The sequence below is a fragment of the Thermococcus coalescens genome, from assembly GCF_055392585.1.
Genome location: NZ_AP043764.1, coordinates 1,126,147 through 1,139,927, shown reverse-complemented (window position 1 = coordinate 1,139,927; position 13,781 = coordinate 1,126,147). Strand labels below are relative to the sequence as shown.

Genomic DNA, 13,781 nt, shown 5'->3' with positions numbered 1-13,781 from the left:
TAATAGGTAGAAAAAGAACATAACTGACTTCCTCCCGGCCATCTCTTATACTGGCTTTCAAATCCCAGCTAGAAGAACCCGGTGGCCGTCTACCTCTGCTATCCTCGCCTTTACCCCGTAAACTTCCTCAAGAACCTCCGGTTCCAGTTCTTCGGGGGTTCCCTCCCAGTATTTGCCGCCCCTGTGGAGCAGAATCAGCCTGTCCGCGTAGCGGAGGGCTAGGTTGAGGTCGTGGAGAACGGCTATGACTATCCTCTCCCGGCTCAGTTCCTTCAGGAGCTCCATTATCCCAAGGGCGTGGTTTATGTCAAGGTGGCTCGTCGGCTCGTCCAGGAGAACCACCTCGCTTCCCTGCGCCAGCGCCCTCGCTATAAGTGCCAGCTGGTATTCGCCGCCGCTTAATGCAGTTATCTGCTCCCTCCTGCGCTCCCAGAGGCCAACCCTTTTCAGGGCCTCTTCGACGCTCCCCCTCGTCGCGTAGGTGCCGAGCTCGACGAACTCCTCTATGGTGAAGGCGAACTCGGGGAATGAGCTCTGGGGGACGTAGGTTATGAGCTTGGCCCGCTCCCTGGGTCTGAGCTCAAGCAGGTTCGTCCCGTTGAATTTCACGTGACCTGCCGGCCTGAGGATCCCGACCAGGCACTTGAGGAGGGTTGACTTTCCGGCACCGTTGGGGCCGATGATGGCCAAAAGCTCCCCCTTCTCGGCGGTGAACTCAACTCCCTTGAGGACTTCCCTCTCGCCGTAGGCGAAGGAAACTTTGACCTCGAGGGCATTCATGAGTACAGCTCCCCCCTCTTGTGCTTCGTCAGGAGGTACAGGAAGAAGGGTGCCCCCATGAGGGCGGTTATGATGCCGACTGGCAGTTCCGTTGGCTTTGCCACGGTTCTGGCGAGCAGATCGGCAAAAACGAGCAGAACGCCTCCGAAGAGGGCGCTCGCTGGAGTTAGACTCCTGTGGTTCGGCCCGAGGATAAGGCGCATTATGTGCGGACTGACGAGGCCTATGAAGCCAATTATTCCCGCTGTGGAGACGGAGAAGGCAGTTAGAAGGGCTATTGCCCCTATGAAGAGCTTCCGGTAGAGGTGAACGTCCAGACCGAGGGCGATGCTCTCCTCTCCGAAGAGTATCAGGTTCAGCTCCCTCCACTTCCACACAAGAAAACCGACGCCGAGAAGTGCTACGATAAACATCTCTCCAACGTCGCTCCAGCTTGAGCCGTTGAACGTCCCCATGAGCCACATCCACGTTATATGGGCCCTTTCGCCCTGGCTTATTATGAGGTACCACGTAACCGCGCTCGCCAGGAAGCCGTAGGCTATGCCCGCCAGAAGAAGGGTGTCAACCGGGACGTGGCCGTCGACCCTGGAGACGGCGTAGACTATGAGCACCGAAAGAAGGGCCGATACGAGGGCGAAGGTTCCCATGTGTGAGGGCGCGTAGATCGCGCCCAGGGCGGCGCCTACTCCAGCGCCGGCGCTCACACCGATTATGTAGGGGTCAGCCAGGGCGTTCCTGAATAGGGCCTGGCTGGCAACACCCGCCGAGGCAAGGGAGAGTCCCACCAGGTAGGCCAGCAGGACCCTCGGAAGGCGGAGCTCCCACACTATGATGAAGGCCTTCGGCCTCTCGCCGGGGTTTATGGAGGAGAATATCCCCGACAGGACGGATTTTATTCCGTAGGCCACGCTGGCCGTTACGTCCGAGGCGGTCAGGCTGACAGAGCCTATGTAAACGCCGAGGAACCCGGCGATGATCGAGAGGATCGCCAGTACCGGGAGCCACTTCCTCATGGGCATGGATTATTTGTCCAGGCGTTTAAACCTTTCGGGCTAAGTATAAATACTCCGGGAGCGTTACATTATGTTGGTGAGTGCGCATGAATAAGCTCAAAGCGGTTTCTGTAATGCTGTTGCTGTTCGGTATGCTCCTTCCGCCCGCTTCATCAGCCGTAATAGTCTCGGAGCTGAGGCCGCCGATAATAATAGTGGGCAACGTTCCCAAGGATTTTGTCGTTGGCCCCTACGAGGAGTTCACCGTGTACTTCTACATAGCCGATGACTTTGGGGTCACGGTGGGCAATGGCAAGGTCGAGGCATACTACAGGATAAACGACGGCGACTGGAAGCCGGCCTACGTCAGAACCGCCGCTGCCGGTGAGAACTGGTCTCTCTACCAGTCTATAATACGTCGCTTCTACGGTGAGAGCCAGGACTTCTACGTCTTCTACCGCAAGATAAACCTGCCCGGGGCACCGCCGGGTAGCAGGATAGAGTTTAAGATAGTGGTTACCGACGTCGAGGGGCACGTGTCCTACAGTCCGGTCTACTCGTACTACGTTGCCAACCCCGATGGGCCGAGGGTTCTCATAGTTGACCCCTCGGTTGAGGCCGTGGCCTTTGAGAAGTCCCTGGACTCGCTGATGGCGCAGTTTAACGTGTCCAGGAGCTTCTATCACTACAACCTCTCGGACTTCGAGGCCGTTGCGAGGCCTTTGACCGGCCTGAGACCCTGGATGCTCTCCGACCACCACTGGGAGGGCCTGGCCAAGTACTACAACATAAAGATAGTCTCCCCGGATGAGCTCGTCAATGCCCTTCAGAGCTTTCAGCCCCGGGCGGTGATACTCTCGAACCTCTGGCTCCCGGAGTGGGGGCTCTCCGAGGGGCAGATTTCAGCCCTTAAGGACTACATTGAGAACACTCACGCCGGCCTCGTGGTCACGGCGGGAACTCTCTTCGATGCCACGAACCCGCAGCACATAGGGGGTGTGGAAGACTCACCGAGCCTGGCCAAACTCCTCGGCCTTGACTCGCTGGCCATTGCGGGGGTGGCAAGGGGGGAGCTAAACCTCACCCAGGCCTCCGCGATGGTTCCTTACATAAACACCGGCTATTCCCTGGTTCTCTCCGACAGGGGGCCGTTCAACGGCGGTACCATCGATGTTAGCACCTACTCCACCGTTGGCTGGCAGTACGTGCTTTCACCGACCCACTTCGGCATAGCCAGGAGGAGCGTCTCACGCTTTGCCTCGGAAAACGGCCTCAGGATGAGGGAGATGGGTGAATCCATCAAGAACATCACCGGTGTGCAGTTCAACTTCTCGCTCTCGGCGTCAATGGTTCTGCCGGAAGTCCTCGCCTCCATGGACGTTACCGACGGGGGTGTTGTGGTGAGCCGAGACGGCCTGAGGGTTGAGCTCACCGTCGAGAGGAAGCTCCTTGAGCGCGTCAGGCTCCTCCATGCGCTGAGAGGCTACGCCCCAATGCTCCTGGCCCGAACCAGCGACTACAGCGGTGGAATACTGGCCACCGAGGGCAACTACCGTGCCGTTTACAGTTCCCTGGAGCTTGAAGCCGGCAGTGCCGGGGAGCTCTCGGTTCTCAAGGCGCTGGTCGACTGGATTCTGAACTACGAGCCGGTTCAGATGCCTGAGGTCGTTATCCTCGCCAACGGCATAGACTGGGGAATCAAGGGCAACCTGCTGGCTTCGCAGCTGGCGGCACTCGGCCTCTCGGTTAGGCACGTTACCGCCGACGATTTCGAGGCCTACAAGGACTCCAGGATAATCGTGATCCTCGGTGGGCCCGACGCCTACGACGGGGTCGGTGGCTACGTCAGGCAGGTCCTAACTTCCGGCGAGCAGGATGCCGTGAGAAACGGGGAGCGGGGCATGTTCGTCAGGACCAACGTCTGGGCCGAGGGGCAGGTTGTCATAGTCCTCGCTGGACAGGACAGGTGGCAGACCGGAGGAAAAATAAGGGACTACATGAACGGGGTCGACAGCTCGTACCTGAGGATTCTGGCAACCTTCAGTGCCTCGGTCTCCTGAACTTTTTCTTTTTTTACTCCAGCGGGCTTCTTCCGTACTTCAGGAAGACCCTCAGCTCGGGGCTCTCCGCCTTTATTATGTTGAGCAGTGCCTTCAGCTCGGCCTCGAAGGCCTTCTTCTCGATTTTCACCCCCTCATGGGCCCTCTGGAGCGGCCTGAAGTATCCGTTCCTCTCGTGCCAGAGTATCCCGCCCAGCAGTTCGTCGTTTATGTCGTTGTTGCTCTGGAGGAGGTATATGACGCCGCCCTTCATGGTGCGGATGTACGCGGAGGAAACTCCCCGGGAGCTCATTTCTTCAATTTTGGGAAAGAATTCCCTCAGTGATTCTGGGAGGGAATGTTCAACCTTTACAGGTTCGGGGAAGGGCAGATATCCGGGAATCTCCTCACCAAATCTGTTTCTGATGTAGGCATCGAGATATGGCACATCGGGGAGGTCAATACCGGCTTTCTTTGCAAACCTCTTTGTGTAGAAGCTCTTGGCAACATAGATCAGGTTCACGTCCAGATTGAGCAGCTGCTCCAGGGAGTAGAGGTATTCAATGTAACCCAGAACCACGTGGATGGCCTCTCTGATGTCCTCAATCACTATCTCCCTGCAGTATCTCTTCCTCAGGCTCTCAACGGCTTCCTCGACGCTTTTTCCTCTGTATTTCTCAAGGGCATCGAGCGGTATCAATACCTTTTCCGGTGCCGCCTCACAGTTCCTTATCCTGATTCCTCTTGAGTGGGCAATGAGCTTGTTCCTGAAGAACTTTCTGAAGACGTCTCTCATGAGGGACTCCGCGAATATTACCCCCTCATAGCTCCTCTGTTCCTTTTTTAGCCTGGACTCAAGGTTCTGATAGTTTTGACCTAGCCTCTCCAGCACGAACTCTATCATGGAGGTGAACTCGTCTTCCAACACGACCTGAAGGGCGTTTATCCCCCTCACACTCTCCGGATACACCGGCGGCCTCGTGAGCGAGCCGGTCAGCGTTCCGTCCATCATGACGTAGTCAACTTCCCCGAGCTTCGCCGCCAGGAATCCCAGCTTGTTCTCAAGGGTCTCCATCTGGAGGCGGATTATCTGATCGGATATGCCCTGGTTGTAGAGCATGGCGTTGGTGTAGACCAGCCTGTAGGCCGGGCCGTTGCCGAAGGCGTAACTTGAGACGGCGTAGAAAATCGTCCCGCTGAGCCTCTGCTTTCCCTGGCTTCCGTCGATGGCGTAGGCCCTGCTCTGCCTCCTTTCCGGCAGCTCACGCCACTCTATGGTTTTCAGCTTCTCCTGGGCCTCGGCGTATCCCTTCTGGAGCATCCGCTTTATCCTGTCAACGCTCGCCCTGTCTATAAGCCTGTACCCCATAGCTACACCCCCAGCTCGACCTCCTTGACCACCGAGACGCCGTTCTCAAGGCTCACCCGTATCACCCTGTCGGCGGCATCTTTCAGCTCTTCGTCGTGCGAAACGACGATGACCTGCGGTATCTTCCTCAGGTAGCGCTGCATTATGTCGACGAGCCTTCTCCTTCTCTCGTCGTCGAGGTAGGGTGTCGGCTCGTCCAGGATGAGCAGGCTTATCTCTCCCGCGAGATAGAGCGAGAGTGCCAGCCGGAAGGCCAGGCCGAGCGCTATCCTCTCCCCTCCGCTGAGGAATCCGAGACCGTATTCCCTGCCGTTGTACAGCACCCCGAGCCTTATCTTGTTTTCCTCCGCCTTCACCGTGACCCCGGAGTACTTCTCCTCGGTCAGCTCCTCGAATATCTCGCTGGCTATCTCGCCGACCTTCGCCAGTGCCCCCTCCTTGAGCATGGCCTTGTAGCGCCTCACCTTTTCCCTGAGTGCCTGAACCCTCTCGCGGGCTTTTTTAAGCTCCTCAAGTTCCTTTGCCTTCTCCTTTCTCCTCTCCTTCTCCTCCCTGAGCTTCCTGAGGTTCTCCATGGTCTCGTCGCGCTTCTTCTTTTGGGCCTCCAGCTGGGCCCTCTTTCCGGCCAGCTCCTCTCTGAGGGAGGCGAAGGCTTCCCGGGCCTGCTCGTGTTCTTCCCTGCTGTAAAGCTTCTCCTTCTCCGCCAGCTCGTCCATCAGCGCGTTCAGGGCTTTGCTCTCGGCATCGAGGCTCCGCTTTACCTCCTCAAGCTCCAGCCTGAGCCTTTCCAGGTTCTTCTTCTCCCTCTCGAACTCTTTTTCTGAGTTCTTCAGTTCGAGGTAGCGCTTGTAGGACGGTTCAAGCTCGGCAAGCTTTCCGTCGAGCTCCTCCAGCCCGGAGAATCCCATCCCCTCAAGCTCCCCATCGAGCTTCCTCAGCTTTTCCTCGATAGACTTGAGCTTTCCCTCGATGAGTGCCCGCTTCCTTTCGAGGGCCTTCGTCTTCTTAAGCTCGGCCTTCGTGCCCTCCAGTTCGCCTTCGAGCCTGCTCAGCTCGCTCTTCACTCCCTCGTATTCCTCCGCTTTCTTCCTGAGCCCCTCAAGGTCAAACTCCTTCAGCCTCTCTTCAAGGCCGGCTATCTGGTCGAGGAGCTCCTTCTGCCTTATAAGCTCGCGCTCCCCCTTCAGAATCTCGTCTATTTTGGCGAGCTCGCTCCTGAGCTCCCGCTCCCTCTCGTCGAGTTCCCTCAGGGACAGGGAGACTTCCTTGAGCTCGGTCTGGTACCTCTCGATTATCTCCCTGCGGTGCTTCTCGGTCATCTTCCTGCCGCAGACGGGACATTTGCCCTTGGCCTTTTTCAGCTCAGTTATGGCCTTGTTCCTCTCCCTGACAAGGTTTTTCAGTCCACCGCGCTCCTCGTTTATCCCGTTTAGCTCGGCCTGTATCTCTTCCTTCCTCCTCTTTGCAGCCTCGATCTCCTTGAAGAGCTTTTCTATGTCTCCTCTGGAAAGCTTGAGGCGTTTTCTAAGGCCTTCCAGCTGCGACGATACGGATCTGGCATCTTCGTATGTCCGGGCGTCCTTTTCGAGCCTCTTGAGCTTCCTTTCGAGCTTGGCCCTCTCCTTTTCCAGCTTCTTAAGGCGCTTCTCCAGTTCACTCAGCTCTGCGAGGCGCTCCTCTATAGCCGAAATCTGCGCCCTGTAGTTCTCGGCGAGCTTCTCGTTTCTGGCCTTTTCGTCCGTGTACCTCTTCCTGAAGTTCGAGAGCTTCAGGTAGAGCTCCGCCTTCTCTTTCAGCCCGCGGAACTCCTTTACCATCTCCTTCAGCTCGCGCAGGCGCTCCTCGCTCTCGGCTATGCGTTTCTCAAGCCCCTCAAGCTTCGTCTCAAGCTTTTTCCTGTTGCCCTCCCTCTCCTTGACCTCGAGTCTTAGGGAGTTTATCTCCTTCTCCAGGCCGTCGAGCTCCCTGAGCTTTTTCTCCACCCTCTCCAGTTCTCTCTCCAGCTTTGGGATCTGGGGGGACAGCTCGTTTATCTCTTTGAGGGCGTTTGAGAGCTCCTTTTCCATCTCCCCGATCAGCTCGTCGAGGTTTTCCGTGCTCTTCAGGTAGTCCTCCGTCGATTTTATCCTGCGTTCTATCTCCTTTCTCACTTCGAGGAGGTTCTTGTAGGCGTTTTCATATCTCTCAAGGCCGAGAACCTGGCGGACGACCTTCTCCCTGCTCTCGTCGCTCTCAAGGATGGCGTCGATCTCCCCCTGTCTTATGTAAATCGCGTTGAGGAAGACGTCGTACGGAACGAGCTTTTCCATCCAGTCCCTCACGGCCTTCTGGCTCGTCTCCGTAGCGTGCTTCCAGGAGCTTCCGTCGTGGTACTTGGCGAATGCCATCCCCCTGGTTATGTTCCTGTGGAGCTGGTACTTGACGCCGTCCTTCTCGAAGAAGACCGTTATCTCCGTGGACTTTCCGTCCACCCTGAGTATGTCCTCCTTTCTGAGGTCTTTGGGCTTGCTCGGCCAGTAGAGGCCGACGAGGAGCGCATCGAGGAGGGAGCTCTTTCCGGAGCCGTTCTGGCCGATTATGAGGTTTATCCCACTCGTGAAGTTAACCTTGGTCAGCCCGTGGGAGCGGAAGTCCTTGATTATGAGCTTTTCAATCTTCATCTCCACCACCGATCCAGGCGAGAATGCTCGTGGGCCTGCCCTTCGGCCGGTGTTTCTTCACCTTCTGGGCCTTTTCGGGCTTTTTTTCTTTCCTCTGGGGTTTTTCTTCCTTGGCCGGGGCGGACTCTTCACGCGTCTCCCCTGTGTGCTCTTTCGGCTTCTCCTCCCACTCGCCCAGGAACAGCTCGACTACGGTGTCGAGGGCGTCGAACTTCTTTTCGCCTGTCAGCTCTATCGCCCTCAGCTCCGCCGGGGTGAAGTACTCGGCCGGCCTTGGCACCTCTCCACCGCTGGCGGCCTTCAGCTTCCTCTCGAAGCGCGTTCTCAGGTAGAGGTACTTGACCTCCAGGATCTCCTGGAAGTGGGAAACGTCGTAGGGCCTTTCCCAGCGCAGATCGAGCCTCACGAAGGCCTCTCTCGGGATCTTATCCCGCAGACGCTTCAGTTCCCTCTTAGCGGTTTCCTCATCGGCCTTGAGCTTGACGTCTATGAATGGCCTCACCTTCAGCTCGATGAATCTGGGCTTCCAGTCCTCGACTATGTAAAAGCCCTTCCTCGTACCGGCTTCGGGGGTGAAGCTCCTCCCGTTCCAGCGGTACCTGAGCTCGTAGTCCCCGAAGTCCCAGCGCTGGAGCGAGCCGGGGTAGACCAGCGTCCCTATGTCGTAGCTGGTGACGAACTCCCTGTGGATGTGGCCGAGCGCGTAGTAGACGTAGCCCCTTGGCAGGTCTTCCATCCTCAGCTCGAAGTAGTCGCGCTGGCTCTCGGGGATTATCCCCATCATCTTCTCTATGAGCTCCTTTATCCCCTGGTGGAGCATCAGGATAGCGTCCCCCTCCGGCCTGAAGATCTCCGCCGGCCGGTTTCGCTCAAGCCAGGCGGCGCTCATGTACTTCAATCCGTGGATCTCGACGGTCTTTCCGCCCCCCTCAAAGACCCCTCTGACGAGGTACTTGCTCCCAAGCCTCTCGCTCGTCAGGTACTCGTTCTCGACCTTCTCGTCCCTCAGACCGATGAGGTGGAGCAGACCGAGCCCCTCAAGGAGATGGTACGCGGAAACCTTTCTCTGCGTCCTGTCGTGGTTTCCCTCTATCGCAAAGACCGGGATTCCGGCTTCTTTTGGCTTTTCCAGTACCTCTATCGCGGTCTTTATGGTCTCGGGGCTGGGCCTGCTTGAGTGGAACAGGTCACCGGCTATGAGAATGAAGTCCACTCCCTCCGCTACGGCACTCTCCACGGCCTCCCTGAAGGCCTGGGCAAACTCCTCGGCACGGTAGGGAAGGCGGTACTGCTCGAAGCCGAGGTGGACGTCGGCCATATGGGCGAACCTCATCTGGAACACCTCAGAAGTCCAGCTCTATGCCCTCCTCCTCGTACAGCTCCTCCTTCTTCTCCTCTGCCCTCTCGCGCTCCGCCCTTTCCCTCCAGCGCCTCACGACGCCTACGTCCTCGCCCCCGTAGTCGCCGCCGAGGGCCTTGAAGTTGTGGACTTTCACCAGCGCCGGCAGGCTTATGGCCTGGCCGACTATCACCGCCTCGCCCTTTCCTAGGCCGGCTATGTCCCCCATCAGCTCCCCGCTCAGCTGTTCACTGGCTTTTATGACGTAGTTCTGGTCGTTCGGATTTACGATGCGCATTATGATTTTCGTGTTCGTCTGGCTCAGCACGTCCTCGTTGAGCCTGCTAGGCCTCTGGGATACAAGCCCCACGCCGACGCCGAACTTCCTGCCCTCCCTGGCTATCCTTCCAAGTATCCTCACGGTTCCGCCCTTCTCGCCGTGGGGTGCGAAGATGTGGGCCTCCTCTACTATTATGAGTATGGGTTCCGAGAGGGCTGGATAGCTCGCCTCGACAGAGCGGATGAACTTCTCAAGCTCCTCCACCTCCTCCGAAACGGCCGAGATTCTGCTTCCGTACTTCCTCTTAAGGTATTCGAGCCTCTTTCTGGCCTTCTCGTAGTCCATCCTTGTTTCGAACATCTTTTCGAGGAGCTTCGCCGCGACGAGCTTCATCTGGCCCTCGTCCAGGGGGCCGAGGTCTATGACGTTCACCATCCCGGCCCGGATGGAGGCCACTATGTCCTCGCTTGAGAGCAGATGGCCGTAGTTCCTCAGGAAGCGGGATATCTTCATCGTGAGCCTTGTTATCGTTTCCTTCTCTGCGGCCTTTATCTCTCCCAGGTCGCGGTACTTGCCGGCGTGGGGGTCCCAGTAGCTACCGTATCCCTCGCTCGCCCACCGCTGGAGCAGATCGAGGACTGCCTTGACTATCTCCCGCCCACCAAGGTTGGCGTTCTCGTGGAGAACGGTGTCCCAGGCGCGCAGAAGGTACGAGCGCTGTATGGTTGCGTTGCTCTGTATCTCCATGAGGTCTGCCAGCTCCTCCCCGTCCATCGTCTCGGGCTGGATTCTCGCCTCGATGAGGTTGACATACTTCGTGCCTGTGTTGGGGAGGCTCAGGCGCATGTAGTCGCCGTGGGGGTCGAGGACGACGACAGTTCCCCTAAGCTCCTCCACCATCTTCCAGAGCATGACCGAAACGGTGTTGCTCTTGCCCGCCCCGGTAACGGCTAAAACCGCAAAGTGCCTCGAAACCAGCTCGTCGGCGTTGAGGTATATCGGCACGTCCTCCCTCAGAAGCAGGGTCCCCACCTCAATGAAACCGTCTCCCCCGTAGTAGATCGCCCTGAGAAGGTCTGAGCTGGCTATGTAGACCTTGTTTCCGTTGGGAACGGGGACGCGGTTGGGGACTATCTCGGCCCTGCCGCCTCTGAACTCTATCCTCCCCAGCACGTGAACAGTGACTATCAGCGCCTCGTTCTCACCTATGCTCTCCCCGTACTCCCGAAGGTCGAGGTCAAGGCTCGCGAAAGTGCTCTTCCCCTCGCTGAGAAGCCAGTTGATGTTTTTGATACCCCTGATTGTGCCTATCACCCACTCAACTTCGTCGCCCCAGCGGCAGTCCCTGTCCTTCGCCTCCTTGCAGAGCCTTGCGACGACGAAGTCTCCAAACTTGAGGTCGCTATCGGGATGAGCGTAGAACTGGAAGGAGCTGACCGTGGCCTCACCGGTCACGATTCCAACCGGGTTGTTAAGATCTTCGGCTATGCGCATAACATCACCTATCGGTTGACTTGGTTTCCGGGGGCTTTAAACTTTACTCCAGAAAGTAGGGGGAGAATCAGCCAGGAATCCGGTCATCATCCCGCGGTCAGGTTCGAGAGTGCTCATCACGAGGGGTGGCCACCCCGGATGAAGTCCTCCTCAAGTCTTAAAAGCTTTGGCGCGTAGTGTATAACATGAGCGTGTCCGTTAGGGAGGCCGGTGGGAGGATTCCTTTGGCCATGGTCGTTATAAGGCCGGCGAAGCTGTTCGACATACCGGACGTCGTCAGGATAGAACGGCTCTCGTTCCGCGAGGAATACCCGAGGGGGGTTTTCCTGGTTTTTCTTGAGAACAACCCGGACACGTTTCTGGTTGCGGAGTACCGGGGGAAAGTCATCGGCTACGTGATGGCATACCTCCGTCCCGACATGGAAGGCCACATAATGAGCATCGCCGTTGACCCCCAGTATCGGGGCAGCGGCATCGGTTCGGCCCTGCTGGGCGAGGTCATCGAAAGGCTCATAAAGAAGGGCGCCCGCTACATCGGTCTGGAGGTTCGCGTTAGCAACGAAAAGGCCATAAAGCTCTACGAGCGCTTTGGTTTCAAGCGCATTAAGCGCATAATCGGCTACTATGCCGACGGAGAGGACGCGTACTACATGCTCCTCCCAGCAGACGAATGGGGTGGAAGGAATTGAAGGAGCCGGTAATCTTTCAGCTCAGCGGCGACAGGGTCTTCAGCGAGAGGGAGAAGGCGATAAACCAGTTCTACAACAAGAGGTATTTCGGTGAGGTCGTGAACGGAAAGCTCTTCCTCTCGCTCATCGAGGCGGCCTACCTGGTGGAAAAGGGCAGGATCAGGGTCTTCGACGGTGAAAAGGAGCTTTCTTTTAAAGAACTGGTCGAGCTCGGAAGGAAAAGGGACGACCAGTTCGACATAAAACTCCTCGTTTACACGGACCTGAGGGACAGGGGCTACACCGTCAAGTCGGCCCTCAAGTTCGGCTCCCACTTCCGCGTTTACAGGCGCGGAATGGACGAGCACTCCCAGTGGCTGGTATGGGTCGTCCCGGAGAACCTCCGCTTTTCCCCGAACGACATCACCGCCCGCGTGAGGGTTGCCCACGGGGTCAGGAAGAACATGGTGATGGCGGTCGTTGATGAGGACAACGACGTGGTGTACTACAAAATAGAGTGGGTGAAGTTCTGACTTAGATCTAAATAGGCGGTGGAAGCAGGAAAAACACTAAGATAGCAATTAGAACTGCCACCACTATCGGCCACATTGTGGAGTTCTTCTCGGTTTTAAAAAGTGCTCCCAACTTATAGTATGAGAAAAACCATGCCATGATCAATGATACTTGCTCCACGATTATTCTAATTTGTAGAATCTGTGGAACCATCCAATTTATGACTCTTAACAACAAAGACAAAACTCCCCATCCAGATAAGGGCAGAAAATAGTTGAAAACGTCCAGTGAAGGCTTCTTGTGAAATATGACGCACATGATTCCAACGGAAATTCCCATCATAATCAATGCTCTGAGGGTGTATCCAATACTTGCTGTAAAGAATACTGCTAAAAGTCCAGAGATGCCCGCTAAGCCACCTATCATTGAGAGGGTTATTACCTGAGGAAGGTAGAACATCCACCCATAAACAGAAATTTTGAGCAATTTCATTGGCATTCCCACCCTCATAGATGAGCACCTCAACTCTCTGTGATCGCCTGATTTATCCATGTGAGTGCAATTGAGAGGCTGATGACTCCCAACAACGCTAGGAAAGACGTGTCGTGAATCAGCAACAGTGTGCCGACGAAACCAAAAATCCATGTGGAGAGTATTTTGACAAACGCCTGCTTTGAATCTCTTTCTCTGTCTGCAAGTCTACCGAGGTTGTCTATGAATGAACCAACCGCCATAATGCTCGCTAAGAAAATCACCTCCGCAAACCCTGGCTCATTGGTGTGGGTGATGTAGTACCTTGCAAAAAAATAGAAGGAGGTAGCTCCGAGGGTAGAGAGGATAATCTTGGTGGTTTTCATACTTTACACCTCGTTAAATACTAAGATGTCGACATTGGCTCCAGATGCCAACGCGAATGCTACTATGGTAATGACGTTACTCCTTGTTATCTGACCACGTAGCAGGGCTTTTAGTGCCGTAAAAAGCTTTGGTTTTTCTCCATTTACGAGGGATGCCACTGGACCACCAATAAGAACTTCTGGACTTCCCCCGATCGAGATTACTGCGTGATGTCCTCTTCCTGCAGTGAATTTGACGGGGAGCTTTAGCTGGGCCTTCCATACGAACCAACCGCTCTTCCTGAAATGGTATGCTATTCCGACCTTTCCCTCATATTTCATGCCTGATGCTTTGTTCGTGTACACTTTCATGCCCTCTGGGAATGCTATCAAAGTATCATATCCAAAAACTGGGATTCTGTATACGGTCAGCTTGAAGTATCCTTCCGAACCATGTCTCACCTTCTGGTATACAAGCCATCTCTGAAGTTGGGGAATGTATATTGGATACGTTGATGTGGAAATAACACCAGCTCCACCAAACCTGGTGTCGATTACTGAACCTGCACCAACACCGCCCTGGGGCTTTGGTTGGTTATGTATAGGCGTTGCCGCCGCGCTTCCTGCCGTCACTCCAACCATCAGCAGTCCGAGCAGGACTGCGAACAACGGCTTCCACTTCACGAGGTTCACCTCTTTGAGGTTTTTGCATTATGCTTTAATCAACTTATCCTTATAAATTTTTCCTTCTGCTCAATGTAAAAATTCTTTCTTTTTTTTTCGAGTATAAATTTATTCTGAGTTGTGTTTT

At 55.9% G+C, this 13,781-nt stretch carries 12 protein-coding genes; 3 read left to right on the top strand and 9 right to left on the bottom strand.

What is annotated here, in order from left to right:
- Positions 1 to 57 precede the first annotated feature (57 nt).
- A complete protein-coding gene (locus ACZ5M3_RS06295; RefSeq protein WP_464838860.1) occupies positions 58 to 780 on the bottom strand; it encodes an ABC transporter ATP-binding protein in 723 nt (240 codons plus the stop codon).
- Positions 777 to 1,793, bottom strand: coding sequence for a FecCD family ABC transporter permease (locus ACZ5M3_RS06290; RefSeq protein WP_464838859.1), 1,017 nt, complete (start codon positions 1,791 to 1,793; stop codon positions 777 to 779). The genes ACZ5M3_RS06295 and ACZ5M3_RS06290 overlap by 4 nt, the downstream gene beginning before the upstream one ends.
- A gap of 86 nt (positions 1,794 to 1,879) precedes the next feature.
- Here ACZ5M3_RS06290 and ACZ5M3_RS06285 point away from each other — a divergent pair, with 86 nt between their 5' ends.
- Entirely contained in the window at positions 1,880 to 3,832 is a 1,953-nt protein-coding gene (locus ACZ5M3_RS06285) for a hypothetical protein (RefSeq protein WP_464838858.1), read from the top strand.
- 13 nt (positions 3,833 to 3,845) lie between these two features.
- On the opposite strand, the gene nurA is transcribed toward ACZ5M3_RS06285, so the two are convergent.
- Genes nurA through herA form a run of 4 tightly spaced genes read right to left on the bottom strand, consistent with a single transcriptional unit; the run spans position 3,846 to position 10,953 of the window.
- Positions 3,846 to 5,180: a DNA double-strand break repair nuclease NurA gene (gene nurA, locus ACZ5M3_RS06280; RefSeq protein ID WP_464838857.1), complete on the bottom strand. Its 1,335-nt coding sequence runs from the start codon at positions 5,178 to 5,180 to the stop codon at positions 3,846 to 3,848.
- Positions 5,181 to 5,182: 2 nt separating this feature from the next.
- Positions 5,183 to 7,840 (bottom strand): DNA double-strand break repair ATPase Rad50, encoded by a 2,658-nt coding sequence (rad50, locus tag ACZ5M3_RS06275; protein ID WP_464840779.1) that lies wholly within the window; start codon positions 7,838 to 7,840, stop codon positions 5,183 to 5,185.
- A complete protein-coding gene (gene mre11, locus ACZ5M3_RS06270) occupies positions 7,830 to 9,173 on the bottom strand; it encodes a DNA double-strand break repair protein Mre11 (RefSeq protein ID WP_464838856.1) in 1,344 nt (447 codons plus the stop codon). The genes rad50 and mre11 overlap by 11 nt, the downstream gene beginning before the upstream one ends.
- Before the next feature lie 10 nt (positions 9,174 to 9,183).
- On the bottom strand, positions 9,184 to 10,953 hold the full coding sequence (gene herA, locus ACZ5M3_RS06265; protein WP_464838855.1) for a DNA double-strand break repair helicase HerA: 1,770 nt from the start codon (positions 10,951 to 10,953) through the stop codon (positions 9,184 to 9,186).
- Between the two features lie 185 nt (positions 10,954 to 11,138).
- Here herA and rimI point away from each other — a divergent pair, with 185 nt between their 5' ends.
- Together rimI and endA are read left to right on the top strand one after the other, a co-directional pair.
- Positions 11,139 to 11,642, top strand: coding sequence for a ribosomal protein S18-alanine N-acetyltransferase (gene rimI, locus ACZ5M3_RS06260; RefSeq protein ID WP_464838854.1), 504 nt, complete (start codon positions 11,139 to 11,141; stop codon positions 11,640 to 11,642).
- On the top strand, positions 11,639 to 12,154 hold the full coding sequence (endA, locus tag ACZ5M3_RS06255) for a tRNA-intron lyase (protein ID WP_297090595.1): 516 nt from the start codon (positions 11,639 to 11,641) through the stop codon (positions 12,152 to 12,154). The genes rimI and endA overlap by 4 nt, the downstream gene beginning before the upstream one ends.
- A gap of 7 nt (positions 12,155 to 12,161) precedes the next feature.
- Here the strand turns inward: endA and ACZ5M3_RS06250 are convergent, their stop codons facing one another.
- From ACZ5M3_RS06250 to ACZ5M3_RS06240, 3 genes are read right to left on the bottom strand one after another with little or no spacing between them, the layout of a single operon-like run.
- Entirely contained in the window at positions 12,162 to 12,644 is a 483-nt protein-coding gene (locus ACZ5M3_RS06250) for a hypothetical protein (protein ID WP_464838853.1), read from the bottom strand.
- An 11-nt stretch (positions 12,645 to 12,655) separates the two neighbouring features.
- A complete protein-coding gene (locus ACZ5M3_RS06245; protein ID WP_464838852.1) occupies positions 12,656 to 12,991 on the bottom strand; it encodes a hypothetical protein in 336 nt (111 codons plus the stop codon).
- A gap of 3 nt (positions 12,992 to 12,994) precedes the next feature.
- The gene (locus ACZ5M3_RS06240) at positions 12,995 to 13,654 is read right to left on the bottom strand and encodes a hypothetical protein (protein WP_464838851.1); all 660 of its coding nucleotides are present in this window, start codon (positions 13,652 to 13,654) and stop codon (positions 12,995 to 12,997) included.
- Positions 13,655 to 13,781: the final 127 nt, after the last annotated feature.

Coding starts and splice junctions, on each gene's coding strand:
- ACZ5M3_RS06295 (WP_464838860.1), bottom strand. CDS start 780: ATGAATGCCCTCGAGGTCAAAGTTTCCTTCGCCTACGGCGAGAGGGAA.
- ACZ5M3_RS06290 (WP_464838859.1), bottom strand. CDS start 1,793: ATGAGGAAGTGGCTCCCGGTACTGGCGATCCTCTCGATCATCGCCGGG.
- ACZ5M3_RS06285 (WP_464838858.1), top strand. CDS start 1,880: ATGAATAAGCTCAAAGCGGTTTCTGTAATGCTGTTGCTGTTCGGTATG.
- nurA (WP_464838857.1), bottom strand. CDS start 5,180: ATGGGGTACAGGCTTATAGACAGGGCGAGCGTTGACAGGATAAAGCGG.
- rad50 (WP_464840779.1), bottom strand. CDS start 7,840: ATGAAGATTGAAAAGCTCATAATCAAGGACTTCCGCTCCCACGGGCTG.
- mre11 (WP_464838856.1), bottom strand. CDS start 9,173: ATGAGGTTCGCCCATATGGCCGACGTCCACCTCGGCTTCGAGCAGTAC.
- herA (WP_464838855.1), bottom strand. CDS start 10,953: ATGCGCATAGCCGAAGATCTTAACAACCCGGTTGGAATCGTGACCGGT.
- rimI (WP_464838854.1), top strand. CDS start 11,139: ATGAGCGTGTCCGTTAGGGAGGCCGGTGGGAGGATTCCTTTGGCCATG.
- ACZ5M3_RS06250 (WP_464838853.1), bottom strand. CDS start 12,644: ATGAGGGTGGGAATGCCAATGAAATTGCTCAAAATTTCTGTTTATGGG.
- ACZ5M3_RS06245 (WP_464838852.1), bottom strand. CDS start 12,991: ATGAAAACCACCAAGATTATCCTCTCTACCCTCGGAGCTACCTCCTTC.